Annotated in this window: 32 protein-coding genes; 5 read left to right on the top strand and 27 right to left on the bottom strand. The window is 58.6% G+C overall.

The features are described 5' to 3' along the window. The first annotated feature begins 5 nt into the window (after positions 1–5). Positions 6–623: an ankyrin repeat domain-containing protein gene (locus IGS75_RS02210; RefSeq protein ID WP_141351539.1), complete on the top strand. Its 618-nt coding sequence runs from the start codon at positions 6–8 to the stop codon at positions 621–623. A gap of 72 nt (positions 624–695) precedes the next feature. Here IGS75_RS02210 and IGS75_RS02215 read toward each other — a convergent pair whose 3' ends face one another. From IGS75_RS02215 to IGS75_RS02230, 4 genes are all read right to left on the bottom strand, one after another. After that, the gene (locus tag IGS75_RS02215; protein ID WP_141351541.1) at positions 696–1,781 is read right to left on the bottom strand and encodes a site-specific DNA-methyltransferase; all 1,086 of its coding nucleotides are present in this window, start codon (positions 1,779–1,781) and stop codon (positions 696–698) included. Next, the gene (locus IGS75_RS02220; RefSeq protein WP_202257470.1) at positions 1,778–2,401 is read right to left on the bottom strand and encodes a ribonuclease HII; all 624 of its coding nucleotides are present in this window, start codon (positions 2,399–2,401) and stop codon (positions 1,778–1,780) included. The genes IGS75_RS02215 and IGS75_RS02220 overlap by 4 nt, the downstream gene beginning before the upstream one ends. 146 nt (positions 2,402–2,547) lie before the next feature. Beyond that, entirely contained in the window at positions 2,548–3,183 is a 636-nt protein-coding gene (locus tag IGS75_RS02225) for a DUF4339 domain-containing protein (protein WP_141351545.1), read from the bottom strand. Positions 3,184–3,259: 76 nt separating this feature from the next. Continuing rightward, a complete protein-coding gene (locus IGS75_RS02230; RefSeq protein WP_141351547.1) occupies positions 3,260–3,550 on the bottom strand; it encodes a CsbD family protein in 291 nt (96 codons plus the stop codon). A gap of 282 nt (positions 3,551–3,832) precedes the next feature. On the opposite strand from IGS75_RS02230, the gene IGS75_RS02235 reads away from it, so the two are divergent. From IGS75_RS02235 to IGS75_RS02250, 4 genes are read left to right on the top strand one after another with little or no spacing between them, the layout of a single operon-like run. Next, positions 3,833–5,176: an efflux RND transporter periplasmic adaptor subunit gene (locus tag IGS75_RS02235; protein ID WP_202257471.1), complete on the top strand. Its 1,344-nt coding sequence runs from the start codon at positions 3,833–3,835 to the stop codon at positions 5,174–5,176. Between the two features lie 39 nt (positions 5,177–5,215). Then, positions 5,216–8,416 carry an efflux RND transporter permease subunit gene (locus IGS75_RS02240; protein WP_202257472.1) on the top strand — a complete coding sequence of 1,067 codons (3,201 nt, stop codon included), beginning with the start codon at positions 5,216–5,218 and terminating at the stop codon, positions 8,414–8,416. Next, positions 8,413–11,691: an efflux RND transporter permease subunit gene (locus IGS75_RS02245; RefSeq protein WP_202257473.1), complete on the top strand. Its 3,279-nt coding sequence runs from the start codon at positions 8,413–8,415 to the stop codon at positions 11,689–11,691. The genes IGS75_RS02240 and IGS75_RS02245 overlap by 4 nt, the downstream gene beginning before the upstream one ends. Further along, positions 11,691–13,235 carry an efflux transporter outer membrane subunit gene (locus IGS75_RS02250; RefSeq protein WP_141351556.1) on the top strand — a complete coding sequence of 515 codons (1,545 nt, stop codon included), beginning with the start codon at positions 11,691–11,693 and terminating at the stop codon, positions 13,233–13,235. The genes IGS75_RS02245 and IGS75_RS02250 overlap by 1 nt, the downstream gene beginning before the upstream one ends. A gap of 63 nt (positions 13,236–13,298) precedes the next feature. Here IGS75_RS02250 and IGS75_RS02255 read toward each other — a convergent pair whose 3' ends face one another. The 23 genes from IGS75_RS02255 to rpsC form a co-directional block, all read right to left on the bottom strand. Beyond that, a complete protein-coding gene (locus IGS75_RS02255; RefSeq protein ID WP_141351558.1) occupies positions 13,299–13,469 on the bottom strand; it encodes a DUF1328 domain-containing protein in 171 nt (56 codons plus the stop codon). A gap of 61 nt (positions 13,470–13,530) precedes the next feature. After that, on the bottom strand, positions 13,531–13,755 hold the full coding sequence (locus tag IGS75_RS02260; protein WP_202257474.1) for a hypothetical protein: 225 nt from the start codon (positions 13,753–13,755) through the stop codon (positions 13,531–13,533). 106 nt (positions 13,756–13,861) lie between these two features. Further along, entirely contained in the window at positions 13,862–15,172 is a 1,311-nt protein-coding gene (locus IGS75_RS02265) for an MFS transporter (RefSeq protein ID WP_141351561.1), read from the bottom strand. A gap of 338 nt (positions 15,173–15,510) precedes the next feature. Continuing rightward, positions 15,511–15,933 carry a 50S ribosomal protein L17 gene (rplQ, locus tag IGS75_RS02270; RefSeq protein WP_062496108.1) on the bottom strand — a complete coding sequence of 141 codons (423 nt, stop codon included), beginning with the start codon at positions 15,931–15,933 and terminating at the stop codon, positions 15,511–15,513. A gap of 27 nt (positions 15,934–15,960) precedes the next feature. Further along, a complete protein-coding gene (locus IGS75_RS02275) occupies positions 15,961–16,980 on the bottom strand; it encodes a DNA-directed RNA polymerase subunit alpha (RefSeq protein ID WP_011251942.1) in 1,020 nt (339 codons plus the stop codon). Between the two features lie 132 nt (positions 16,981–17,112). After that, the gene (gene rpsK, locus IGS75_RS02280; RefSeq protein ID WP_011251943.1) at positions 17,113–17,505 is read right to left on the bottom strand and encodes a 30S ribosomal protein S11; all 393 of its coding nucleotides are present in this window, start codon (positions 17,503–17,505) and stop codon (positions 17,113–17,115) included. A gap of 57 nt (positions 17,506–17,562) precedes the next feature. Next, positions 17,563–17,940: a 30S ribosomal protein S13 gene (gene rpsM, locus IGS75_RS02285; protein ID WP_141351563.1), complete on the bottom strand. Its 378-nt coding sequence runs from the start codon at positions 17,938–17,940 to the stop codon at positions 17,563–17,565. A gap of 216 nt (positions 17,941–18,156) precedes the next feature. Beyond that, on the bottom strand, positions 18,157–18,738 hold the full coding sequence (locus tag IGS75_RS02290; RefSeq protein ID WP_202257475.1) for an adenylate kinase: 582 nt from the start codon (positions 18,736–18,738) through the stop codon (positions 18,157–18,159). Continuing rightward, complete coding sequence (secY, locus tag IGS75_RS02295; protein ID WP_202257476.1) at positions 18,735–20,108, bottom strand: preprotein translocase subunit SecY; 1,374 nt, start codon at positions 20,106–20,108, stop codon at positions 18,735–18,737. The genes IGS75_RS02290 and secY overlap by 4 nt, the downstream gene beginning before the upstream one ends. Positions 20,109–20,205: 97 nt before the next feature. Beyond that, positions 20,206–20,694: a 50S ribosomal protein L15 gene (gene rplO, locus IGS75_RS02300; protein WP_011251947.1), complete on the bottom strand. Its 489-nt coding sequence runs from the start codon at positions 20,692–20,694 to the stop codon at positions 20,206–20,208. 1 nt (position 20,695) lies between these two features. Further along, positions 20,696–20,884: a 50S ribosomal protein L30 gene (rpmD, locus tag IGS75_RS02305; protein WP_011251948.1), complete on the bottom strand. Its 189-nt coding sequence runs from the start codon at positions 20,882–20,884 to the stop codon at positions 20,696–20,698. Further along, positions 20,877–21,452 (bottom strand): 30S ribosomal protein S5, encoded by a 576-nt coding sequence (rpsE, locus tag IGS75_RS02310; protein ID WP_011251949.1) that lies wholly within the window; start codon positions 21,450–21,452, stop codon positions 20,877–20,879. The genes rpmD and rpsE overlap by 8 nt, the downstream gene beginning before the upstream one ends. Before the next feature lie 12 nt (positions 21,453–21,464). Further along, a complete protein-coding gene (gene rplR, locus IGS75_RS02315) occupies positions 21,465–21,827 on the bottom strand; it encodes a 50S ribosomal protein L18 (RefSeq protein WP_011251950.1) in 363 nt (120 codons plus the stop codon). Further along, positions 21,827–22,363: a 50S ribosomal protein L6 gene (gene rplF / locus IGS75_RS02320; protein ID WP_141351572.1), complete on the bottom strand. Its 537-nt coding sequence runs from the start codon at positions 22,361–22,363 to the stop codon at positions 21,827–21,829. Before rplF ends, rplR begins: the two co-directional genes overlap by 1 nt. A 10-nt stretch (positions 22,364–22,373) precedes the next feature. Beyond that, positions 22,374–22,772 carry a 30S ribosomal protein S8 gene (gene rpsH, locus IGS75_RS02325; protein WP_011251952.1) on the bottom strand — a complete coding sequence of 133 codons (399 nt, stop codon included), beginning with the start codon at positions 22,770–22,772 and terminating at the stop codon, positions 22,374–22,376. A 12-nt stretch (positions 22,773–22,784) separates the two neighbouring features. Next, positions 22,785–23,090: a 30S ribosomal protein S14 gene (gene rpsN / locus IGS75_RS02330; RefSeq protein WP_011251953.1), complete on the bottom strand. Its 306-nt coding sequence runs from the start codon at positions 23,088–23,090 to the stop codon at positions 22,785–22,787. Between the two features lie 132 nt (positions 23,091–23,222). After that, positions 23,223–23,786, bottom strand: coding sequence for a 50S ribosomal protein L5 (gene rplE, locus IGS75_RS02335; RefSeq protein ID WP_062029307.1), 564 nt, complete (start codon positions 23,784–23,786; stop codon positions 23,223–23,225). Between the two features lie 11 nt (positions 23,787–23,797). Then, entirely contained in the window at positions 23,798–24,118 is a 321-nt protein-coding gene (gene rplX, locus IGS75_RS02340) for a 50S ribosomal protein L24 (protein ID WP_141351575.1), read from the bottom strand. Further along, complete coding sequence (gene rplN / locus IGS75_RS02345; protein ID WP_011251956.1) at positions 24,118–24,486, bottom strand: 50S ribosomal protein L14; 369 nt, start codon at positions 24,484–24,486, stop codon at positions 24,118–24,120. The genes rplX and rplN overlap by 1 nt, the downstream gene beginning before the upstream one ends. A 12-nt stretch (positions 24,487–24,498) precedes the next feature. Then, positions 24,499–24,771, bottom strand: a complete 273-nt coding sequence (rpsQ, locus tag IGS75_RS02350; RefSeq protein WP_062029305.1) for a 30S ribosomal protein S17 — start codon at positions 24,769–24,771, stop codon at positions 24,499–24,501. Between the two features lie 13 nt (positions 24,772–24,784). After that, positions 24,785–25,018, bottom strand: a complete 234-nt coding sequence (rpmC, locus tag IGS75_RS02355) for a 50S ribosomal protein L29 (RefSeq protein ID WP_141351577.1) — start codon at positions 25,016–25,018, stop codon at positions 24,785–24,787. Continuing rightward, positions 25,018–25,434, bottom strand: coding sequence for a 50S ribosomal protein L16 (rplP, locus tag IGS75_RS02360; protein ID WP_011251959.1), 417 nt, complete (start codon positions 25,432–25,434; stop codon positions 25,018–25,020). Before rplP ends, rpmC begins: the two co-directional genes overlap by 1 nt. A 59-nt stretch (positions 25,435–25,493) precedes the next feature. Continuing rightward, the gene (rpsC, locus tag IGS75_RS02365; RefSeq protein WP_011251960.1) at positions 25,494–26,171 is read right to left on the bottom strand and encodes a 30S ribosomal protein S3; all 678 of its coding nucleotides are present in this window, start codon (positions 26,169–26,171) and stop codon (positions 25,494–25,496) included. Between the last annotated feature and the right edge of the window lies 1 nt (position 26,172).

Raw genomic sequence — 26,172 nt, forward strand, 5'->3', positions numbered from 1 at the left:
GCATTATGCGACTGCTCCCCACCCTGCCCCGCCTGCTGCTCATTGCTGCTCTGGCAATGACGCCGACGATTCTCGTACCTTGGCATCATGCCCAGGCTCAGGATGCCGACGACGCCGAGGCTGAACAGGAAGCCGAAGCCAACCAGAAGAAGGCCGAGGCCCGCAAAGCCGCCCGCCGAGCCGCGCCGCCTTCTGCCCTCCCCGGAGCAGAAGCATCCGATGACGATGCCGGTCATGCCCGTTCAGACGTAAATCCGACCACCGCGCTGTTCGATGCCATCAACCGTGGCTCGCTCAACGCTGCGAAAGAGGCCCTCAATCGCGGTGCAGATATGGGCGGTCACAACGTTCTGGATCAGACCCCGCTGGACATGGCCATCGACCTGAACCGCAAGGACATCATGTTCCTGCTCCTGTCGATGCGGACCTATAACCCGGATGGCAAGATCGAGAACAGCGTCTCTGACGGGGGCGTCGAAATGAAGAACGGCAGCGGCCATCTCACGATCGGCGGCAAATCCGTCACCCCGAAGCGCTCTCTCGTCGCAGCATCATCGCATTTCGATACGAGCGGCGGAAAACCGGACCCATCAGTCGGCTTCCTTGGTTTTGCAGGCCACTAATACTTCTGCACACCAAACACGAAAAAAGCCGGAGACCAGTCTCCGGCTTTTTTATGAGCACTACCCCAGGCGTCAGCCGACGTTGCGGAGCGCCTGGCCTTCCTGACGCAGCACATCGATCTGGACGTACTGGCCGTCCCGCTCGAAATACCAGAATGTCCAGCCATTGCAGGATGGCGCATTGGTCAGCATCGCACCAAGCTTGTGGATCGACCCGCGCTGATTGCCCGACACGAGCGTGCCATCGGGCGTAACGGTTGCTTTGAGGCGCTTCTGCCGGTCATAGAGCAGCGTCCCAGCCGGCAGGATACCGGTTTCCACGAAACTGCCGAACGGAATGCGCGGCATTTCGCGCTTGGCGGGCGTCGTTGCCAGCTGCTCGGAGGTCAGGCGTTCTTCACCCGCCACACGTTCCCGGGCTGCCTTGACGTAGTCAGGGTGACGTTCAATGGCGATGTAATGACGCCCAAGACGCTTGGCCATCGCTGGCGTCGTACCACTTCCACAGAACGGATCAAGCACCACATCATTGGCATTGGTCGAAGCCACCAGCACACGATGCAGCAGGCTTTCCGGCTTCTGCGTCGGATGAAGTTTCAGGCCATGTTCGTTTTTCAGACGTTCATTGCCCGTGCACAGCGGCAGGTACCAGTCCGAACGCATCTGAAGATCGTCGTTCAGGGCCTTCATGGCCTGATAGTTGAAGCGATACTTGCTCTGCGGACCGCGCGCCGCCCAGATCAGAGTTTCATGCGCGTTGGTAAAACGACGTCCGCGGAAATTGGGCATCGGGTTGGACTTGCGCCAGACGATGTCATTCAGGATCCAGAACCCCAGATCCTGCATGATCGCGCCCAGGCGGAAGACGTTGTGATACGATCCGATAACCCAGATCGTGCCGTCCTTGTGCAGGATACGGCGCGCTTCACTTAGCCATTCGCGCGTAAAATTATCGTAGGTCGCGTAATCCGCGAACTTGTCCCAGTCATCGTCCACACCATCCACTACGGTTTCGTCCGGGCGGCGCAGCTCACCACGCAGCTGAAGGTTGTACGGTGGGTCGGCGAAAATGCAGTCCACACTCCCATCAGGAAGCGTCTTCATCGTTTCGATGCACTCTCCACGCAGGATCTGGTCGACGGGAAATTCACCGCTCATGCTGCGTGTGCCTCTGCTTCAATCATGTTTCGTATCGGCGCAAACCCGCGCCTGTGATGGGGAGTCACTCCCCGGAGCCTCAGTCCCTGCATGTGCGCGGCCGTGCCGTAACCGGCATTGCGCTCCCACCCATAAGCATCATGCCGCATGGCCAGACGGGTCATCAGTCGATCCCGCGTCACTTTTGCGATGATAGAGGCTGCGGCAATGGACAGGCTGATACCGTCTCCACCGATCACCATTTTTATGGGGCATGGCAGCTTCGGAGCATGTTTGCCGTCCACAAGCGCCAAATCGGGAGTGCGTCCCAGACGGGACAGTGCACGCCGCATGGCCAGATAGCAGGCCTGGGCGATGTTGATCCGTTCGATTTCCGCGACCGAGGCGGCACCAATACCGATCAGCGCCTGCTCATCGACCATCAGGGCCTCATAGGCCAGCATCCGGCGACGAGCCGTCAGTTTCTTGGAATCATCAAGGAGGGAAGACAGGGTTTCTGACGGGGGAGCAGTAAATGCTACGGCAGAAGCCACTACCGGCCCTGCCAGAGGACCACGCCCAACCTCGTCGATCCCGACGACCAGCCCCCCATGGGCAGCTTCCAGGGCGTAATCCGGCATTTCTGAGCATTCTCCCCGACAGACACCCCGAAATCAGGTGACCGAATCGGTTTTGAATCATGGCGACTCGAAAGGGAAGCCCCAAAATGCATGTTCTCTAAGTTTAATCTGTCAAGTGTGGTGGGAAAGACTCTTTCCCACTACCGTCAGAGTTCTTCCTGTTCGTTGTTCTGACCCGAGGCTGGCGGGGTTGAGGGAGCAGACTGATTCAGCTGTCCCTGCCGGGTTTGAAGCTCGGTTTCGATCTGTGGCAACTGGTAGATTTTTTCTGTCACGTTGGCCACCAACAGCACGAGACTCACGATCAGGAGTGACAGCCCGCGTCCGACAATCTGCCGGCGCCGCCAGAAATATCCAGGCAGGAACAGCCACCACCAGAAGCCCGGCGGCGTCTGTCCGCTTTCACGGATGGAGTTCCGGTCCAGCATAAATGCCGTAAAGAACAGGACCAGCGACATCATTCCGACAATGGAGAAAGTCCCTACCCGCTCGCTGTCAGGGATCTGGCGCCAGTCCAGAACGAGAAGCACCAGACGCTGGATCAGCCACGGCCCAACCAGCAGAACCCAGGCCCAGTGCTCCGAGATCCCAGCCGACATACGCAGCAGCCCCGTCAGCGGAGACACCAGTCCCGCCGCGCTGGCTGGCTTCCAGACGTCACCAAATTCCGACGTCCAGACAAGCGTCTCAGGTCTGATGCGCTGCTGCATGATCAGACGCAGAATTTCCTCACGGGAGACGGGACCGGCCTGCTGCCCGTTATTCTCGTAAAACCATTCCATGCAAAAAGCCTCCCGGATTACTCCGGGAGGCTTCTAGCACAAAGACGCTGCTGTGGTCGAAGCGCCTCTTGCTCCCTCAGGAGCTTTTGCGACCGAACATCAGCCCGCCCACGATCATTCCCACAACCGTCGCGATCACCAGCGAGATCAGAGGGCGGTCCTGAACGAATGCCGTCGCGGCTTCGAGCTTGGTTTCACCCTCGTCGTACAGGTCAGCGAAGTCCTGCTGCGCCATGCCGGAAAGCTGATCGAACTTGCCTTCGGCCTGCAGCTTCGCATCGCCCGTCAGACCGCCGAAACCATCCTTAACCTTACCCTTGGCTTCGTCCAGGAGGCCCTCGGCCTTCATCTCAGTTGTATCAGCCATCTTGTTCTCCTCTTTCCGGATAGACCTGTGCCCGCATTCAAACGCGCGACAGGAGCATCCGGTTCCTGTTCGATATGATCCCTGAGCGCAGAAGAGACAAGCCCCGGGGATAAGGTAACGAAGGGTATCATTTACCCTGTTTTTGATTTTCGTTGTCAAAACTGAACAGGATTTAAGGTCGTGTCATGGCAGGCGCTGGTTTCCTGCCGTATAGTTATAGAAACACACAGCATCGCCGCCTGAGAGCCCTGTGCTCTGGTATACGGGAAAGACAGAACCATCATGGATCAGCAGACGGCCGGCCCAAACGACCGCCTTACGAACAGCACAGCTCAGTCCTCCTCCCCCCCCGCACGCGCCCGTCGGCGCTGGATCCTGTGGGGAATTGTGCTTCTGGTCGCTCTTCTGGTCCTGTTCGCAGTTTTCCGCCCCCATGGCGCAACGCACAAGCATAGCCGCGGGGCAGCAGCTGACGGAAGCGTGCAGCCCGTCGCAGTCGCAACCGCCCATATCGGCGACATGCCTGTCATTTTCCAGGAAATCGGCACGGTCGTCCCGGTCACCAACGTAACGATCACACCGCGCGTCAACGGCCATATCGCCGCCGTCTATTATCAGGAAGGCCAGCACGTTCATAAGGGGGACGAGCTCGAACTGATCGATCCACGTCCCTACGAGGCCACGCTCGCGCAGTATCGTGGCACGCTTGCCGCCGACATTGCGCAGCTTGAAAAGGCCCGCGTGGACAATGCCCGTTACCAGCGCCTGATCAAGCAGAACTCGACCTCGGCCATGACTGCCCGGGATCAGGAATTCACGGTACAGCAGCTTGAAGGACAGGTCGAATACGATCGCGCGAATGTCCGCAATGCCGAACTGAACGTGATGTACTGCCACATCATCGCGCCGGTCGATGGCCGCGTCGGTATCCGCGTGCTCGACATGGGCAACTATGTCACCGCAGGTCAGTCCGGCGGCCTGACGATCCTGACACAGATGCAACCGATCTCCGTGATTTTCACGGTCCCGCAGAACCAGCTTGACGAAGTCGCAACCCATCTGCGGGAATCCGGCGAACTGACAGTTGAAGCCTGGAACAGCGACAACACCCAGAAACTCGCTACCGGCACGGTGAAGGCTCTCGACAGCCAGATCGACACCTCGACCGGAACGGTCCGGATGCGTGGCATTTTCGCGAACGAGGATGAACGCCTCTTCCCGAACCAGTTCGTCAATCCGCATCTGCTGGTCACGACGCTGCATAATGCCCTGCTCATCCCCGGCAATGCGCTACAGACCGGCCCGGACGGACGCTTCGTCTATCGCGTCAAGTCTGACATGACTGTAGAAACCGTCCCCGTCACCGTGGGGGCCACCAACAACGCGAACGCCGTGATCCAGAAAGGCCTGAACGACGGTGACCGTGTCGTGACAGATGGCGTCAGCCATCTGCGTCCCGGCCAGAAGGTCTCGATCCCCGACACGTCTTCGGCAGCAAAGCAGACCTCGGAAGCCGAGCAGCAGACCGCAGGTCAGCACCGCCGTCACCGCAACGGGCAGCAGAGCTCCGACGCACCGCAGAAAACCAACGATCCGTCCTCGCCCGCCGATACCGGCAACCACTGATCGCCGCCCAGAACAGCAAGATTAGGGAACAGCAAGACCGTGAATCCGTCCCGCCTGTTCATCGAGCGCCCGGTTGCCACCAGCCTCCTGATGTTCGCCATCCTGCTGAGCGGTCTGCTCGGCTATCACTTCCTGGCCGTGTCAGCCCTGCCGCAGGTCGAATATCCAACGATCACGGTCTCGACATTCTATCCGGGCGCTGGCCCGGACGTGATGAGTACGTCCGTCACCGCCCCTCTGGAAACACAGCTTGGCCAGATGGCCGGACTGGACCAGATGACGTCCCAGTCCTCGGGTGGCGCGTCGGTCGTGACATTGCGCTTCGGGCTCGACATGTCGATGGACGTGGCCGAGCAGGAAGTCCAGGCCGCGATCAACAACGCCACCTCTCTGCTGCCGAGCGATCTGCCCGCGCCCCCGATCTATGCCAAGGTCAATCCGGCAGACACCCCCGTCCTGACGCTCGGCATCACGTCCAAAACGCTACCGCTTCCCGAGGTCGAAGATTACGTCAACACGCGACTTGAGCAGAAGATCAGTCAGATTTCCGGCGTCGGCCTCGTCACCCTGTCGGGTGGCAACCGCAAGGCCTACCGGATCCAGGTCAACATCCCCAAGCTGACATCTTACGGCATCGCGATCGACACCCTGCGCACCATCATCAGCACGGTGAACGTTAATTCCCCGACCGGTACGTTCGACGGCCCCAAACGCTCCACCTCCCTGCGCATCGATGGTCAGATCCAGTCCGTCGAACAGCTCATGAACCAGGTGATCGCGTACCAGAACAACGGTCCGATCCGCGTGCGCGACATCGCGACCGTCATCGAAGGCGCAGAAAACGCACAGCTCGCCGCCTGGGCCAACCGCACACCTGCGCTGATCCTGAACGTGCAGCGCCAGCCCGGCGCGAACGTCATCGGCGTTGTGGACAACGTGCTGCGTGTCCTGCCGCAACTCAAACTCGACCTCCCGCCTGGCATCGACGTCACTCCTTTGACTGACCGGACCACAACGATCCGCGCCTCGGTCAATGACGTGGAATACGAACTCGCACTGGCCATGCTGCTGGTCGTGGGCGTAATCTTCGTGTTCCTACGGAATGTTCCAGCGACGATCATTCCCAGCCTCTCCGTTCCGCTGTCGCTGATCGGTACTCTGGCGGCGATGTATCTTCTGGGCTTCTCGCTCGACAATCTGTCGCTGATGTCCCTGACCATCGCGACCGGCTTCGTCGTCGATGACGCCATCGTCGTGATCGAGAACATCGCGCGCTACGTTGAGGCCGGCGAGGACCGCTACACCGCCGCCCTCAAAGGTGCAGGCGAAATCGGCTTTACCATCATCTCACTGACGGTCTCGCTGATCGCTGTGCTGATCCCGCTGCTGTTCATGAAGGATGTCGTCGGGCGTCTCTTCCATGAATTCGCGATGACGTTGTCCATCACCATCATCATTTCCGCCATCGTCGCCCTGACGCTGGTGCCGATGATGTGCGCGCGACTGCTCTCCGATACGCACGCGCCCTCCACGAAAAACACGGTCTGGAGCCGCCTGTCCAACAGCACTGAGCATGGCCTCAATGCGCTGATCGCGGGCTATGGCCGCTGGCTCGATGTCGTGCTGCGCTTCCGTGTCACAACCCTTCTGGTCACACTCGGCACGATCGTCCTGACGGGCGTTCTTGCCTGGACCATTCCCAAGGGCTTTTTCCCGACACAGGATACCGGCGTCATCCAGGGCATTTCCGTGATGTCGCAGGCGATTTCCTTCGAAGGCATGAAAGATCGTCAGGCCGCCCTTGGAAACGTCATCCTCAAGGACCCGGACGTCGCCAGCATCTCGTCCTTCGTCGGCATCGACGGCCAGAACATGACGCTGAATGTCGGTCGCTTCCTGATCAACCTCAAGCCGCGCGAACAACGGACGAGCGACCTTCAGACGATCCTGCGCCGCCTGTCGTCCGTCGGGCAGCAGGTGACCGGTACCGAACTTTATGTTCAGCCGATCCAGGATCTGTCGCTGGATTCCTCGATTTCCGCCACGCAATACCAGTTCATGCTGGAAAACCCGGATTACAACACCTTCAAAACCTGGGTGCCGAAATTCGTGGACGCTCTGCGCAAGGAGCCGTCTCTGACGGATGTGACGTCCGATCTTCAGGCCGAGGGACTGGTCGCTCAGCTTTCGCTCGACCGTCCGACCGGCGCGCGATACTCCATCACGCCACAGACGATCGATAATCTTCTGTATGACAGCTACGGCCAGCGTCAGATCACCACGATCTACACGCAGTCCAACCAGTACCGCGTCATTCTGGAAGCCGATCCGAAACTCCAGACCGATCTGACATCCCTGAGCCAGCTTTACCTGCCGGGCATCTCCTCCGAAGCCGGCGCCAGCACGTCCGGCCCGACCCGACAGCCGACGTCCGGTCTCGTACCGCTGTCGCAGGTGACAACGATCACCCACGCGCTCTCCCCGCTGCTGATCAGCCATTACGGGCAGTTCCCCGCCACGACCGTCTCGTTCAACGTGGCCAATGGCTATTCGCTGGGCACCGCGACCAACGCGATCGAACGTGTGGAAAAGCAGATCGGCCTGCCGCCCGAGTTCCAAACTGCCTTCCAGGGCACAGCCGCAGCCTTCCGCTCGTCACTGTCGAACGAGGTCTGGCTGGTGATGGCGGCTGTGATCGCAGTCTATATCGTGCTGGGCATTCTCTATGAGAGCTATATCCACCCGATCACGATCCTCTCCACCCTGCCTTCCGCCGCCATCGGTGCGCTTATCGGTCTCTATCTGTTCGGGATGGATCTCGACATCATGGGCATCATCGGCATCGTGCTGCTGATCGGTATCGTGAAGAAGAACGCCATCATGATGATCGACTTCGCGCTCGAAGCCGAACGTCTGGAAGGCCATACGCCCCTTGAGTCCATCAAGCGCGCGGCCATGCTCCGTTTCCGCCCGATCCTGATGACCACGCTGGCCGCCCTGTTCGGCGCCCTACCCCTGCTGCTTGGCACGGGTGTCGGTTCCGAACTGCGCCGTCCGCTGGGTGTGGCCATCGTCTTCGGCCTGATGATGTCGCAGCTCCTGACCCTGTTCACCACGCCTGTCATCTATCTGTTCATGGATGAGCTCGGCACGAAAACCCGCGCCTTCATCAAGCGCCACCGTCGCAGCGGCCCACCTTCGAAGCCCCAGACCTCCAACCCTCAGACAGGCGCTCCGTGAATCTGGTTCGCCTCTTCGTCCTGAGGCCCGTCGGCACGACGCTGCTGGCCGTCGCTCTCGTGATAGGCGGCATCATGGGGTATTTCGCCCTGCCAGTCGCCGATCTTCCGAACGTGGATTTCCCGGTCATCATGGTGACCGCGAACCAGCCCGGCGGCTCCCCGTCCGAAATCGCAAGCACGATCGCCGGACCTCTGGAGCGGCATCTGGGCGCGATTTCCGGCGTGACCGAAATGACGTCGGAATCCACGGTCAACCAGACGCGCATCACGCTGCAGTTCGACTTGTCGCGGAACATCAATGGCGCAGCACGTGACGTGGAAGCAGCATTGCAGGGTGCGCGACAGGATCTGCCCACGACCCTGCGCAGCAATCCGACCTACATGAAGGCCAACTCGAACGGCCCCCCCGTTCTTGCGCTGACACTGACATCCAGCACCCGAACGCCGCAGGAACTCTACGACTTCGCCAGTAATATCCTGATCCCGCAGCTCAGCCAGATCGAAGGCGTGGGCGATGTGGACATCCGGGGCGCCTCTCTGCCGGCCGTGCGCGTCGAAATCAATCCGCTTCGACTGTTCCGTTACGGGATCGGATTCGAGGATCTTCGCGCGGCCCTGGCGTCTGCCAACGCACACACCCCCAAGGGCTTTCTGGACGCCAATGGAGCGCGCATGATGCTCTCCACCAACGACCAGGCCACGAAGGCCGAAGAATACCGCGACCTGATCATCGCCTACCGTAATAGCCAGCCCGTCCGTCTCACAGACGTTGCGGAGGTCAATGACAGCGTCGAGGATCTCCGTCAGGCTGGCTACCTGAATGGTCAGGCGGCCATCATCTGTACCGTGTTCACCCAGGGCGGGGCCAATGTCATCAAAACAATCGACGGCATCCGCAGCCGCCTGCCTGTCCTGCAGTCCGCCCTGCCCGGCAACACCAATATCTCGATCCTGATCGATCGCTCCAAGACAATCCGGGCCTCGCTGGACGACACGAAACAGACGCTCATCATCGCCGTTGTGCTCGTGGTGGCGGTCGTCCTGCTATTCCTGCGCAGCCTGTCGGCCATCATGGTGCCGGCCATCGTAGTTCCGGTCTCGATCATTGGCACTTTCGGCGCGATGTCGCTGATGGGATACCAGCTCGACAACATGTCGCTGATGGCCCTGACAATCTCAACCGGCTTCGTGGTCGATGACGCCATCGTCGTTCTGGAAAACATCGCCCGCTACATGGAAATGGGGTACGAACGGCAGGAAGCGGCCATTAAGGGCACGACGGAAGTGGCTTTCACCGTCGTCTCGATCACTGTCTCGCTGATTGTCGTCTTCGCGCCGATCATGCTGATGGGCGGCATTGCCGGGCGCCTGTTCCATGAATTCGCGATGACCATGGTCATCACGCTCTGCATCTCGCTGGTCCTGTCCCTGACGCTGACGCCCATGATCAGCGCCCAACTCCTGACCCATACGGACGATCAGGGTCCGGGCCTGTGGAAAAAAATCGGCCGCTTCCTCGAACGCGTCATCAGCGGCATTACCGCAGGTTACGGGCGCTCCCTCGATTGGGCGCTGAGGCACCAGTTCCTGATCGCAATGTCTCTGCCCGCCACGCTGGTTCTTGCAGGTGTGTTGTATGTGAAGATGCCCAAGGGCTTTTTCCCGTCCGAAGATACCGGACAGATCATGGGTCGCGTCGTCGCCGACCAGTCGATTTCGTTTCAGGCGCTCCAGAAAATCGTAGTCAAGGCCATGAAAACTGTCGCATCCGATCGTGATGTCGTGGGCGTCATGGGCGGTGTAGGCGGGCGTTCGGCCAACTCCGCCAACATGTTCGTCGCCCTCAAGCCCAAATCAGAGCGCACGGACGATCTCGCCACGACCATTCAGCGCCTGACCCGCCGGTTCTCCCACATCCCTGGCGCGCAACTCCGCCTGATGGCGCCGGGCAGCGTCCGGACGGGTGCGCGTCCCGGCGATGCCGCCTATCAGTATTCTCTGGAAGGGCCTTCGGCCGAGGACCTGTTCGAATGGACGCCGAAGATCGTGGCTGCACTCTCGAAGCTGCCGGAACTCATGGACGTTACCTCGGACGTGGAACAGGGGGGACAGGGCATCAACATCGCGATCAACCGCGATACGGAAGCCCGCTACTCCGTCACTCCACAGCTGATTTCCAACACGCTCTATGATGCATTTGGCCAGCGCTCGGCCTCCATCATCTACGGCAATCTCAACCAGTACCGCGTCGTCATGGAAGCGGCCCCCCGCTACTGGCAGGACCCGTCGATGCTGGATCAGATGTGGATCAGCATTTCAGGCGGGACAGCCGCAGGCGGAACGGCGTCCAACAACATCCGCGTCAAAGTTACAAATACGACGACGACCTTGTCCGAGAGCGAAATCTCCTATCAGAACTCGGTGGCCAACGCGCTCGCCGGCGGCAAATCAGCCTCAAGCGGTTCTGCCGTGACCACGAGCGCATCTACGATGGTGCCGCTCTCCGTCGTCTCACGCCAGCGCAACACCAACACGGCCCTGACCGTCAGCCATGAAGGACAATCCGTCGCGACGACCATCTCCTTCAATCTTGCCCCGGGTGTCTCACTTGGTCCCGCTGTCGATGCCGTTCAGGCCGCCATGGTCAAGCTGCATGTTCCTGCGGACATTCATGGCGGGTTTGCCGGTAACGCGGCGGCCTTCCAGAAGTCCGTCGGCAGCGAGGCCCTACTGATCCTCGCGGCACTCGCGGCCGTCTATATCGTGCTGGGCATTCTCTATGAGAGCCTGATCCACCCCCTGACGATCCTTTCGACCCTGCCATCTGCGGGTGTGGGCGCCATCCTGGCCCTTCAGGTCTGCGGTGAAGAGTTTTCCCTCATGGCAATGATCGGCGTGATCCTGCTGATCGGTATCGTCAAGAAGAATGCGATCATGCTGATCGACTTCGCCCTGGTGGCACAGCGTGAAGGCATGTCCCCCACAAATGCCATTCGCCAAGCGAGCCATCTTCGCTTCCGTCCGATCCTCATGACATCGCTGGCAGCCGCGTTCGGCGCCGTCCCCCTGATCATCGGCAACGGGTATGGCTGTGAGCTGCGGCGCCCGCTGGGCATCGCCATCCTGGGCGGCCTCGTGGTCAGCCAGCTTCTGACGCTCTACAGCACGCCCGTCATTTTCCTGTATCTCGACCGGTTCGGGCGCGCCATGGGCCGTCTGCGGGCCCATATTGCCTCCTTCTTCCATCTTTCTTCCCGGGAAACACAGTCCTGATGACCGCCCTCCGTAAGTCTACCCTGCGCACTGCCCTGCTGGGGGCAGCGACCCTGCCTTTCCTGAGCGGCTGCATCGGCGGCATGGTCGGGCCGAACTATCATCGCCCGAAGGCCATCATCTCTGCCAAATTCAAAGAAGCGCCCCCGCCTCCCGGTTGGCAGGCTGCCGCACCGGATCTTGCCAAGATGCCCAAAGGAGACTGGTGGACGATCTTCAACGATCCCGTCCTGAACGACCTTGAAGAGCGGGTTGCCAAATCCAATCAAAGCCTGAAGGAATACGAGGCGCAGTACCGCAAGGCTGCTGCCACGATTGACTCGATCCGTGCCCAGCTTTTCCCGACCCTGAGCGGCAAGTTCAGCTTCAGCCGCAACTCGGAGGGCAGCAGCACTTCGAATACCAGCAGCGGCGTTGCCTACTCGGTCAGCCGGTCCTATACGTCCAACACATGGACGACCGGCCCCTCGGCCAGCTGGACCGTGGACGTCTGGGGCATGATCCGCCGTCAGGTGCAGGAACAGGTCGCAGCAACCCAGGCCGACGCCGCACTGGTTGCGAACATGCGCCTGTCTTATCAGCTCCAGCTGGCTCAGGATTATTTCGATCTGCGTTATCAGGACAGCCTGATTGCGCTCTACGCCCGCAACGTGGACCTGTATCGCCACAACCTGGAGATCCTCCAGAACCAGCTCGATGCCGGTGTCGCCGACCCCACAAGTGTGCTTCAGGCACGGTATCTCCTGCAATCGACACAGGCCAGCCTTTCCAACGCGCATATTGCCCGTTCGCAATATGAGCATGCCATCGCAATGCTGACGGGCCGCGCTCCGGCAGAGCTCACGCTGGCGCCCTCTCCTCTACCAGAGACGATTCCCTCAGCGCCTGTGGCGGTCCCGTCTATGCTGCTTCAGCGCCGTCCGGACGTGGCGGAGGCCGAGCGGAACATGGAAGCCTATAATGCCGAAATCGGATACGAGATCGGGGCTTTCTTCCCGCAGGTCACCCTCTCCGCATCCTACGGCTACAGCGGCAATCCGCTCCAGCAGCTGATCCAGACCGCCACCCGAACCTGGAGCCTTGGTGCTGCGGCATCGGAAACCATCTTCGAGGGCGGCTCGCGCTCCGCTGCAGTTCGCAGTGCGGAAGCCGATTACGACAACGCTGTTGCCACTTACCGTCAGACAGTCCTGGCCGCACTGCAGGATACCGAGGATCAGATGTCAGGCCTGCATTATCTTGATCAGCAGTTGGCACTGCAGAATGCTGCCGTCAAATCCGCCGAGACTGCGGTTCAGGTTTCGATGAACGAATATCTTGCCGGGACGCAGATCTATACGACGGTCATCACAGCCGAGCAAAACGCCCTGCAGTATCAGGAGACCCAGCTCAGCGTACGGCAGCAACAGTTCCTTGCCGAAGTAAAGCTCATAACGGATCTTGGCGGCGGCTGGACCACACAGCAACTTCCCAGCAAAAATTCGCTCCAGACGGACAATCCACTGCTTCCGTCTTTCATCCAGAAGGACAAGAACGGAAACTGAAGCACAGAAAAAGGGCGGGGCCATCGGCACCCGCCCTTTTCATATCCGCCGCGCCTTACGGAATCAGAGAGCCTGCAGTCCCGCAACACCTGCGAGAATGGCCAGAACTGCCAGCACAAGGAAGATGATGAAGAACAGCTTGGCGATCCCAGCCGTTGCGGCCGAAATACCAGAAAAGCCAAAAACACCGGCAATGATGGAAATGATAAAGAAAACAATCGCATAGTGCAGCATGACGCAGGCTCCTCGCCCAAGAGTTCGTGGTCATGTCGTAACGTGATGAGCTTGCGGAAGTTTAATTTTTCCGAAAAAGACCTTTTCCCAACAAAATCCCTATAAAAAACGAGACCATCAACCAGAACACTGGCTGATCCACCATCAAATCACTGACAAGTGCCTCAGTTTCTCTTGCAGCACTGGAAACTTTTTTCTCAAAACCGTTCATCCAGGGACAGGCGCTGGCACCGTCCTGCAACCGCCCTACTCCTGCCTCCAGATACTGTTCCAGATCGGCGTCCATAATTCTTCTCCTTGACATGACGAGCTCCCAACGCGGAAGGGGGCAGCCCGCCCCCGGACTGCCCCCTTCTTTTACAGCGTCAGGGCGATGACGGAATGCCCTGAACTCAGTGCCCAACCACTGGAGCGCTCTCGCCCCGTGCTGCAGCTTCTTCGCTATAGCGACGTGCTTCCGGCGAGATGGTCAGAGCCATCGTCATGCCAGCAGAGGCCAGGTAAATCACGGCAAAGGTCCAGATCACATACTGCATCCCCGGACCAAAGACAGCTTCACAGCCGGCCACGACTGCCGGACCAACCCAGGTAGACGCGCCAGCACCCAGACCCAGAATGGAGAGGGCAGCCGCTTTCTCACGCGGGCAGATCTGCGGCATCAGGCCGGAGAGCGGAACGAAGGCCGCAACGGTCGCACCATAAAAAATACCTGCAGCGGCCACAGCCCAGAAGTTTCCGGGGAACCACAGCGGCACATAATAGAACAGCGGAATGGCGATAAAGCCGCCGATACCGCCAAACACGGAGACAACCAAACGGTGCCCAAGGCTATCGGCAACCATCCCCGAAACGAGATTGAACAGGATGTTGCTCAGAAAAATAAGCGACAGCAGGTTCAGCCACTGGCCAAGAGAAAAGCCGAGATGGTCGACAAAAAACGCCGGCATGATCGCCAGGAACGCATATTCCGAAGACGTATCGATCACACGGACGATACCGGCAATCAGTGTCTTGGGCTCACGCCACATGATGCTCATGGAGCCAAAAAAAATGTCCTTGGTCGGAACATGGTCGGGCAGAAGGCGCTTCTTGCCGGTCGGCTCATGCGTAAACAACAGAGCAACAAGACCACCGATGATTACCAGCCCGAGGGAGCACCAGAAGGTTCGAAGCTCACCGATTTGCGGAATGGCAAAACGTGCGAACTGTGAACCAAGCGTCGGCAGGCCAGCGGAGAAGGAAAACCAAAACCAGCCTGCAGCTGAACCCAACATGGCGGTCGGCGTGGCGGCGGCGATCCAGACAAGGAAACCATACGCAAAGAGCGGATAGGCAAAACCACGAAGTGTATAGAAAAGCAGGATCATCGGTCCGCTGTTGGGTCCAAGACCCAGAGACAGGAAGCCCACTTCAAGAATGGTCCACAGGATGAGACCAAGCCACATGACTTTCTTCGGCCCCATGAGATCGGAAAGAGGCCCGGAGAACCAGGCGGCGATCATCACGGTAATGCCGTAGAAAGTAAACATTTCGTTCACGAAACCCTGCGTATGGCCGTGATGAAGCATGTAGGTATCGAGATACCCCGCCTCCACGCCATCACCGACCATAAACAGGAGCTGTCCCACAAATGCCCAGAACAGAGCTCTGGGTATCCCAAGGGCTTCCGCAAGCCCGTGCTTGGGGGGGGAAGATTCGGACATTATAACGCTCTCCAAACGCTTGACGCATCACGAACCCATCCAGGCCTCATTGCCAGGATACATATTCGATGCGTCGTGGCAGGCCCTACGAGAGTGCTCGGACCTGTTTCTCAGAATTGTGCAGCCCCACCGCAAAGAACGACGAACGTTCTCCAAAAAGGGCGGGAACCATTCCCGTAAGGAAACGGAATTTCACGCTGTCCCGACAAAGGACAGGAATGGGTCTGCAAAGAGTGAGGACTGCATATCACACAACATCGCGGGAAAGAAACCACGAATCAAAAAAGGCCGGGGCATTCCTGCCCCGGCCTTTTTTCAAAGCTTCGAAAACAGGAGCCTTAGGCGGCTTCCTGCTCCTCTGCAACGTTCTGTTTCGGTCCGCTATCCTGGCCCTTTGCAGCGACATCACGATCAATCAGTTCGATCACGGCCATATCGGCATTGTCGCCATAACGAACGCCAGCCTTCAGAACGCGGGAGTAACCACCGGCACGTCCCTTGTAGCGCTCAGCAACAGCCGAGAACAGCTTCGTCACTACAGCGTCGTCACGAAGCTGTGCGAAAGCCTGACGACGGGCGTGCAGATCGCCACGCTTACCGAGCGTAATCAGCTTCTCGACCACCGGGCGAAGTTCCTTCGCCTTCGGCAGGGTCGTCGTGATCTGCTCGTGCTTGATGAGAGCCACGGCCATGTTGCGGAACATGGCAGCGCGGTGAGAAGAGGTGACATTGAGCTTACGCCCGCTCACACCATGACGCATTGCTAGTTTTCCTTACCTTGAAAGTTCTCAGAACGTCTCGTCGAGACGCTTGGCCAGATCCTCGATGTTCTCGGGCGGCCAGGCCGGGACGCTCATGCCGAGCGACAGCCCCATACCGGTGAGAACTTCCTTGATCTCGTTGAGCGACTTGCGCCCGAAATTAGGCGTGCGGAGCATTTCCTGTTCGGACTTCTGCACCAGATCGCCAATATAGACAATGTTGTCGTTCTTGAGGCAGTTGGCGCTACGCACCGACAGCTCGAGCTCGTCAACCTTGCGAAGAAGATTGCGGTTGAACGGCAGGTCATCCTGCGGCTCTTCATGCTGGACCGGACGCGGCTCATCAAAGTTGATGAACAGCTGCAGCTGGTCCTGAAGAATCCGGGCTGCGAGAGCCAGGCTGTCTTCCGGAGTCACCGCACCGTTGGTCTCGACCGTCAGCAGCAGCTTGTCATAGTCAGTGACCTGACCGACACGCGTCTGCTCGATCTTGTAGGAAACCCGACGCACCGGCGAATAGATCGCGTCGATGGGAATCAGGCCAATCGGGGCATCTTCCGGACGGTTTGCTGCTGCTGCAACATAGCCCTTGCCCATATTGACTGTGAATTCCATGCCGAGCTTCACACCGTCATCAAGCGTGCAGATCACGAGATCAGGATTCATGATCTCGATGTCATGACCCGCCTGGATCTGGCCAGCCGTCACTTCACCTGGGCCCGTAGCCGTCAGGATCATGCGCTTGGGGCCTTCACCATGCATGCGCAGAGCAAGCTGCTTGACGTTCAGGACGATGTCCGTGACGTCTTCGCGAACACCCGGCACGGCAGAGAACTCGTGCAGCACGCCATCGATCTGAATGGCGGTCACGGCAGCGCCCTGCAGCGACGACAGGAGAATACGACGCAATGCGTTACCGAGCGTCATGCCGAAGCCGCGTTCCAGAGGCTCGGCCACGACAGTGGCGATGCGCGAGGCAACCGGTCCGGGCTCGACTTCAAGCTTCTCCGGCTTGATGAGGGACTGCCAGTTTTTCTGGAGAACCAAGGTCGTGGCCTTTCAAACAACGAAGCACGCCAAGGGAAATTGGCGGCACCTGGGCCCGCACCAGAGGTGCGGCAAAAGATGCAATCACTTACAAATGCTGCGTATCGCGCGCGATACGCAGCAAAGCATCACTCAGACGCGACGACGCTTCCGGGGACGGCAGCCATTGTGCGGCACGGGCGTCATGTCGCGGATGGACGTAATGTTGAACCCTACGGCCTGAAGGGCACGGAGAGCGCTTTCACGCCCCGAACCCGGACCGGAGACCTCGATCTCAAGCGTTTCCATGCCATGCTCGCGTGCCTTGCGGCCGGCGTCTTCTGCAGCAACCTGAGCAGCATACGGCGTGGACTTACGGGAGCCTTTGAAGCCCTGCGCACCCGACGACGACCAGGCAATCGCGTTGCCCTGTGCGTCAGAAATGGTGATCATGGTGTTGTTGAACGTGGAAAGCACGTGAGCAACACCGGAAATGATATTTTTGCGTTCCTTTTTACGGATACGCGGAGCAGCGGCCTTGGCCATGAGAGAGGTCGTCCTAAAAGTTTAACGAAAAACGTCGATAAAGATGTCAGACGCAGATTAGCGTGTGACCTTCTTCTTGCCGGCAATCGCCACTGCCTTGCCCTTGCGGGTACGGGCATTGGTGTGCGTGCGCTGACCGCGGACCGGCAGGCCACGACGGTGACGAAGGCCACGGTAGCAACCGAGGTCCATCAGACGCTTGATGTTCATTGCGGTCTCGCGACGGAGGTCGCCTTCAACGCGCAGTTCGGAATCGATCAGCTCGCGGATCTTCACGATTTCATCGTCAGACAGCTCGTTGACGCGCTTAGCATCGGGGATTTCGAGCTTGCTGCAGATGGACTGCGCTGTCGACGGGCCGATGCCGTAGACATAACGCAGGGCAATGACGACCCGCTTGTTGGTCGGAATGTTTACGCCGGCAATACGTGCCACGCCTGTTACTCCCATTGGAACGGCTCAAGGCCGTACCAGACTGTTACGTGCCCGGCCATGGCCAGGTCGATTATCTCGCAGCCGGACCTGTCACCTGCCGATTCCAGCAAGCTCACAGACGGTCTGACTGCACCTGTGTCGAGGGCGCGCAATATACTGCCCACCCTACCTGAGTCAAATGATAGAGATCACTTTTTCGTGATTCTATCAGAATGGTTAGTGTTCCTGTACTGTCGCGACGATGGCATCGATCTCTTTGCCAACGCTTTCAACATCTTTCATGCCATCGACATGCAACAGGCGCCCGGCCTTTTCATAATAAGGAAGGATGGGAGCGGTCTGCTTGCGATAGACATCCAGACGGGCACGGACCACATCGGGATTGTCATCGGGACGTCGCGTACCATCTTCGCCGCGACGGCTGGCGATCCGTTCCACGAGTTCTTCTTCGTTGACGTCTAGAAGGATAACGGCATCAATCGTCAGAGCGCGCTGAGACAGCATGGTATCCAGCGCCTCAGCCTGACTTTCGGTTCGCGGGAAACCATCGAGAATGAAGCCCCGCTCGCAGTCCGGCTGTGCAATCCGGTTCTCGATCATGGCGACAATAATCGGATCAGGAACAAACTGCCCCTTCTCCATGATTGCCTTGGCTTCGTTGCCAATCGCCGAACCCGCAGCAACTTCCGCCCGCAGCATATCGCCAGTGGAAATCTGCTTAAAGCCATAGAAAGCTTCAAGACGTTTGGCCTGGGTTCCCTTGCCTGCTCCCGGGGGACCAAGAAGAATGATGTTCATCGACGCTTTGAGCCTCCCGGAATGCCACCACGGGAACCGCGGCTACGCTGTTTGCGGATCAAGCCCGAATACTGGTGTGCCACCAGATGGGACTGAACCTGTGTTACCGTATCAATCGTGACTGACACGATAATGATCAGACTGGTTCCACCAAAATAGAACGGCACGTTATATTTGCTGATCAAAATCTGCGGCAACAGACAGACCACCACGAGGTACATTGCACCGATCGCCGTCAGACGGGACAAGATCTTGTCGAAATACGTTGCGGTGCTTGCGCCTGGGCGAATACCTGGAATGAAGCCTCCTTGCTTGCGCAGGTTTTCCGCCGTTTCCTCGGGATTGAACGTGATCGCCGCATAGAAATAAGAGAAGAACAGGATCATCGCTGCATAGAACAGCATGTACAGAGGCTGTCCCTGCCCCAGCTGCTGACCAAGAACCGAAAGCCATCCCGGCATCGAATGCCCGTTCATGAAGCCGGAGATAGTCACCGGAATCAGAAGAACGGAAGACGCAAAAATCGGTGGAATGACACCGGCCGTATTGACCTTCAGTGGCATGTGAGTGGAGTCACCACCAAAAATACGGTTTCCAACCTGGCGTTTCGGATACTGGATCACGACGCGACGCTGTGCCTGTTCCATAAAGACGATGAAGCCAATAACAGCAATCGCCAGAACAAGGAAGAGCACAACGAAAATGGGCGAAAGCGCCCCCGTCCGGCCAAGCTCAAAAAGACTGGCAAGAGCATGCGGCAGATTCGCCACGATACCGGCGAAAATGATGAGGGAAATCCCGTTCCCAACACCTCGGGACGTGATCTGCTCTCCAAGCCACATCAGGAACATCGTGCCGCCCACAAGCGTCACGACACAGGATGCAATAAAGAACATCCCCGGGGCCACCACAGCATTCGCACCATGCGCCGTCATATTCTCAAGCCCTACGGCAATGCCATAGGCCTGAAAAAGAGCGATGAAAACCGTAAGATAGCGCGTGTACTGATTGAGCTTCTTACGACCCGCCTCACCTTCCTTCTTCATTGCTTCCATGGACGGAAGCGCCGTGGAAAGAAGCTGGATGATGATCGAGGCACTGATATACGGCATAATGTTCAGCGCGAACACGGTCATACGCCCAAGCGCACCACCCGTGAACATGTCAAACATTCCCAGGATACCACCCTGATGCTGGGCCAGAAGCTGCCCCATCACAGTCGCATCAACGCCAGGAACCGGAATATACGTACCAAGCCGATAGACGATCAGCGCACCCAAGGTAAACCAGATGCGCTTCTTGAGTTCGGTCGCCTTGGAAAACGAACTCATATTGAGATTGGCGGCGAGCTGCTCTGCTGCGGAAGCCATCCACCTGTCCTTTCATGAAAACAGCGTCGCCGCACGAGAGCACGGGACGCTGTTCACTATCCAACCCTATTCCAGGCCGAAGCCCGGAGAAGAAATATCAGGCGTCAGCCTGAGCTTCCTTCTTGGTTTCGAGCACCTTGACGGTACCGCCAGCCTTCTCAACCGCAGCCAAAGCCGCAGCGGAAGCGCCAGCCACTTCGATGGTCACACCATGCGAAAGCTCACCATGGGCAAGAAGACGGACACCGGCCAGCTTGCTACCGTTAACGAGACCAGCCTTGCGCAGGGCCTCCTCATTGACGGTTGCAGCCTTGTCCAGCTTTCCGCTTTCGATGGCCTTGGAGATCGCACCGAGGTTCACCGGAGCATATTCCTTGCGGAAAATGTTCACGAAGCCACGCTTCGGCATACGACGATACAGCGGAAGCTGACCACCCTCGAAGCCGTTGAGGGAGACGCCCTCACGAGCTTTCTGACCCTTGACGCCACGGCCAGACGTCTTGCCCTTACCGGACCCGATGCCGCGTCCGAGACGCTTCTTGCGGTAACGAGAGCCCTCGTTATCGCGCAGTTCGTTGAGGTTCATTTCAACCCTCCACCTTGATGAGGTGAGCAACCTTGCGGATCATTCCACGCACGGCCGGAGTATCCTCCAGCGTACGCGTGGAACCAATTCCACGCAGGCCAAGACCGGTGATGGTCTCAGCCTGGCCCGGTTTACGACCGATGACCGATGCGATCTGCGTAACCTGGACGGTCTTGCCATTCTCAGCCATTTGTCACCTCCGCTTCTGTCTGACCCTGCTCGCGCTTGCCAAACAGTTCTGCAGCCTTCTTGCCGCGACGGGAAGCAACATGACGCGGGCTACTGGCCTTCTCAAGCGCAGCGAAGGTCGCCTTGATCATATTGTGCGGGTTCCGCGTGCCGAGGCTCTTGGCCACAACGTCGTTGACGCCGAGGCTTTCAAACACTGCACGCATCGGGCCACCAGCAATGATACCCGTACCAGCTTCAGCCGCACGAACAACAACCTTGCCGGCACCGTAGTGACCGAACGTATCATGATGAAGGGTACGCCCTTCCTTCATCGGTACGCGGATCATCGTGCGCTTTGCGCGCTCGGTTGCCTTGCGGATTGCCTCGGGAACTTCACGAGCTTTGCCCGCACCGTAACCAACGCGCCCCTTCTGGTCACCAACAACCACGAGGGCGGCGAACGCAAAACGGCGACCACCCTTCACAACTTTGGCGACACGGTTGATGGTTACGAGCTTATCGACCAGATCATCGCCCTGCTCGCGCTCACGACCACCACGGCCGCCTTCTCTTGGCTCACGTGCCATGTGTGATCCTCCTTAGAACGAGAGTCCGCCCTCACGGGCAGCCTCTGCCAGGGCTTTGACCCGGCCATGATACAGATAAGAGCCGCGGTCGAACACGACGGTCTTGACGCCAGCTGCAACGCCGCGCTCGGCAATCAGCTTACCGATAACCGTAGCCGCAGACACGTCGGCGCCGGTCTTGCCAGCGTCGCGGAGCGTCTTTTCCAGCGTGGAAGCACTGGCAAGTGTGCGGCCCTGTGCATCGTCGATGATCTGGGCGTGAATGTGCTTGCTAGAACGGAAGACCGACAAACGCGGCCGGCCGCCGCTCTTGCGACGAAGCTGGAAGCGAAGCCGCTGACGGCGACGTTCCTGCAATCCTTGCTGCGATGCCATTACTTCTTCTTACCTTCCTTACGACGCAGAACCTCGGTCTCGTACCGAACACCCTTGCCCTTGTAAGGCTCGGGCTTGCGGAAGCTGCGGATATCGAGCGCAACCTGACCAACGCGCTGCTTATCGTTACCTTCAACAACGATTGCGGTCGGACGCGGAGTGGTGATCTTGATGCCTGCCGGAATCGGATAGACAACATCGTGTGAGAAACCGAGATTCATCACCAGGTTAGAGCCCTGAACAGCAGCACGGAAACCCGTACCCTGAATTTCAAGCCCCTTGGAGAAGCCATCGGACACGCCCTTGACCGTATTGGCGATCAGAGCGCGGGTCGTTCCCCACATGGTCCAGTTTTCACGAGAGCGACGACCGATAGGAGCGACGGAAACGTTGCTGCCCTCAATCTTGACTTCCACGTGACGGGACACCGGAACGGTCAGTTCGCCGAGCTTACCCTTGGCCTTAAAAAAGCCATCAGCCACGGAAACCTGCACGCCAGCCGGAACTTCGACGGGATATTTACCTACGCGAGACATGCGACCCTCCTTAGAAGACGCGGCAGAGGACCTCGCCGCCAACGTTGGCAGCGCGAGCCTCGACGTCCGACAGGACGCCACGCGGGGTGGACAGGATCGACACACCAAGGCCGGCATAAACGCGCGGAAGTTCCTTGATCTTCGAGTAGACGCGACGGCCGGGCTTGGAAACGCGATGGATTTCCTTAATGACCGGCTGGCCTTCTACATACTTCAGCTCGATACGGAGCTGCGCAACACCCTTGCGGAGCTCTTCAGCAGCGAAGCCACGGATGTAGCCTTCACGCTTCAGTGCCTCCAAAACGCTTGCGCGCAGCTTGGATGCAGGCGCAACGCAGACAGCATGACGGGCACGCTGCGCATTGCGGATCCGGGTCAGCATATCGCCCAGTGGATCAGACAAAGACATTCGATCTACCCTTTACCAGCTCGACTTAACCATGCCAGGAATCTGGCCGGCGGAGGCAAGATCACGCAGAGCAATACGGCTCAGTTCGAACTTGCGATAGTTGGCACGAGGGCGACCAGAAAGCTTACAACGCAAACGGACGCGGGTCGCAGATCCATTCCGCGGCATCTGGGCCAGCTTAAGAGTCGCATCAAAGCGGTCTTCAACCGACAGTGTACGATCCTTGATGATGTTCTTGAGAGCGGTCCGCTTTTCCTTATCGCGCTTCACCAGGGCAGCGCGATGGTTATTACGGTTTACCGCTGAGACCTTCGCCATCTCGAATTTTCTCCCGGAACCTGTCAGGCCTATCCCGACGGTTTTCCAATCAGCGTGTCTATAAAGGAAAGCGGCCTTCCAATGGAAGGCCGAATCCTGATTTTAACCGTGATCGGTCTGAAAAATTATGGATCAGCCGTTGAACGGCAGATCAAAGGCCTTTAGCAGGGCCTTTGCTTCAGCATCAGACTTGGCGCTGGTCACGAAAATGATGTCCATACCGCGAACGGCATCGATCTTGTCATACTCGATCTCAGGAAACACGATCTGTTCCTTGATGCCCATGGCAAAATTGCCATGCCCATCAAAGCCCTTGTTTGCCGGCAGGCCGCGGAAATCGCGGATACGCGGCATAGCGATCGTCACCAGACGGTCAAGAAACTCGTACATGCGGGCACGACGAAGCGTGACCTTGCAGCCAATGGGGAGACCTTCACGGATCTTGAAGCCGGCAATAGCCTTGCGAGCAAGGGTCTTGACAGGCTTCTGACCCGAAATCACGGTCATTTCCGCAAAAGCAGCATCAAGCTTCTTCTGGTCACCAGCGGCTTCACCAACACCCATGTTCAGCACGATCTTCTCGAGCTTAGGAACCTGGAGTTCATTGGCATAGCCAAACTGCTCACGAAGCTGCTTCTTCAGCACTTCTTCGTAGCGCTGGTGCAGACGCGGCAAGGCGTTCTTCTGTTCGCTCATTGTTGCGTTCCTCAGCCTTCGATCACTTCGCCGGTTGCCTTGGCAACACGAACCTTGCGACCGTCTTCCAGAATACGGAAGCCAACACGCGTCGGCTTGCCGCTCTTCGGATCAACCAGCTTCAGGTTCGAAAGATGAATCGGCATTTCACGCTCGACGATTCCACCTTCTCCGCCAGCACGGTTGGGCTTCGTGTGACGCTTTGCAATAGCTACGCCGCGCACAACAGCCTTCTCGGCCTTCGGCATAACAGCGAGAACTTCACCACGAACACCACGGGACTTGCCGGAGAGGACCAGAACCTGGTCACCCTTCTTGATACGAGCAGCCATTACAGCACCTCCGGAGCCAGCGAGATGATCTTCATGAACTTGCGCGCACGCAGCTCACGAACCACCGGGCCAAAGATACGCGTACCAATCGGCTCCTGCTGCTTGTTCAGAAGAACAGCGGCATTCTTGTCGAAACGAATGGCGGAGCCATCTGCGCGACGAACCGGGTAAGAGGTGCGGACGATAACGGCCTGATGGACGTCACCCTTCTTCACCTTGCCGCGGGGAATTGCTTCCTTGACGGACACGACAATGACGTCGCCGACCGAGGCAGTCTTCCGCTTGGAGCCGCCCAGCACCTTGATGCACTGCACCCGACGTGCCCCCGAATTATCGGCGACGTCCAGGTTGGTCTCGGGATGAATCATGTGCCTACCCCCTTATGCGCTAACGGAAGAGGATGCTGAAGCCAGCTCCTCACCGTTGCGCGACACGACAGACCACGTCTTGCGCTTAGAGATCGGTGCGCATTCTTCGATGCGAACCAGATCACCCGTCTGGCAGACGTTTTCTTCGTCATGAGCCGCGTACTTCTTGGAGCGGCGAATAAACTTTTTGTAGAGCGGGTGCATGATGCGACGATCAACAAGAACGGTAACCGTCTTGTCCATCTTGTCGCTCGTGACCCGACCCGTCAGGACGCGCCTTGGCATCGTCCGTCTCCTCTCAGGACTTAGCGGCGGACGTTTTGGCGCCCGCACGGTTCTTCGATGTGTGAGCCAGTGTCTTGATACGTGCAACTGCACGACGCACGACCTTGACGCGGCTTGTGTTCTCCGACTGCCCGGTGGCAGCTGAAAAACGATAGTTGATCTGTTCGCGCTTGAGATCGAGCAGAAGAGCGTTCAGCTCGTCCTCGCTCTTCGCGCGCAGATCGGCAGGCTTGTACGTGTCGGCCATTACGCGTCTCCGATACGCTGAACGAACTTGGTCTTGATCGGAAGCTTTGCAGCACCCAGGCTCAGGGCCAACTTAGCGACCTCAGGCGGAACGCCTTCGATCTCGAACAGGATACGACCCGGCTTGACACGTGCGGCCCAGTACTCGGGGTTACCCTTACCGGAGCCCATACGCACTTCTGCAGGCTTTGTCGAGACCGGAGTATCCGGAAAAATACGAATCCACACACGACCAGCACGCTTCATGGCACGCGTGATCGCACGACGGGAGGCTTCGATCTGGCGAGCGGTGATCCGCTCCGGCTCCAGCGCCTTCAGGCCGAAGGCACCGAAGTTGAGCTGGGTTCCGCTTTTCGCCAGACCGTGAATGCGGCCCTTGTGGGCCTTACGAAACTTTGTCCGCTTCGGGGAAAGCATGTTGTTAAATCCTCAAATCAGCACCAGCAATGAAACTGTGAGCTTTCGCTCACAGTCTCTTAGCGCTGGGGAGCCTGCTCCGCAGCACGACGATCCTGTGCCAGCGGGTCATGAGCCAGGATCTCACCCTTGAAGATCCATACCTTCACACCGCAGGTACCATAAGTTGTCTTGGCAGTTGCCGTACCGTAATCGATGTCGGCGCGAAGCGTATGCAGGGGAACGCGTCCCTCACGATACTTTTCGGCACGAGCAATTTCAGCACCACCCAGACGACCACCACAGGTGATCCGAATGCCCTGGGCACCAAGACGCATTGCCGACTGAATTGCGCGCTTCATGGCACGACGGAAAGCAACACGACGTTCCAGCTGCTGAGCGATGTTCTCGGCAACGAGAGTCGCATCGATTTCGGGCTTGCGGATCTCGACGATGTTCAGCGCCACATCGGTCTTCGCCATACGGCTCAGTTCCTTGCGGAGCGCGTCGATGTCTTGACCCTTCTTGCCGATCACGACGCCCGGACGGGCGGCGTAGATGGTCACGCGGGGCTTCTTGGCCGGACGCTCGATAACAACGCGGGACACGCCTGCGCCGGAGAGCTTGCGACGCAGGAATGCACGAAGCTTCAGGTCTTCATGCAGCAGACGTGCGTAATCTTGACCGGCGTACCAGCGGCTGTCCCAGGTACGGTTGACGCCGAGCCGAAGCCCGATCGGATTGACCTTGTGTCCCATG

Origin of the sequence: Gluconobacter sphaericus (assembly GCF_016757795.1) — a bacterium.
Taxonomy (GTDB): Bacteria; Pseudomonadota; Alphaproteobacteria; order Acetobacterales; family Acetobacteraceae; genus Gluconobacter; species Gluconobacter sphaericus.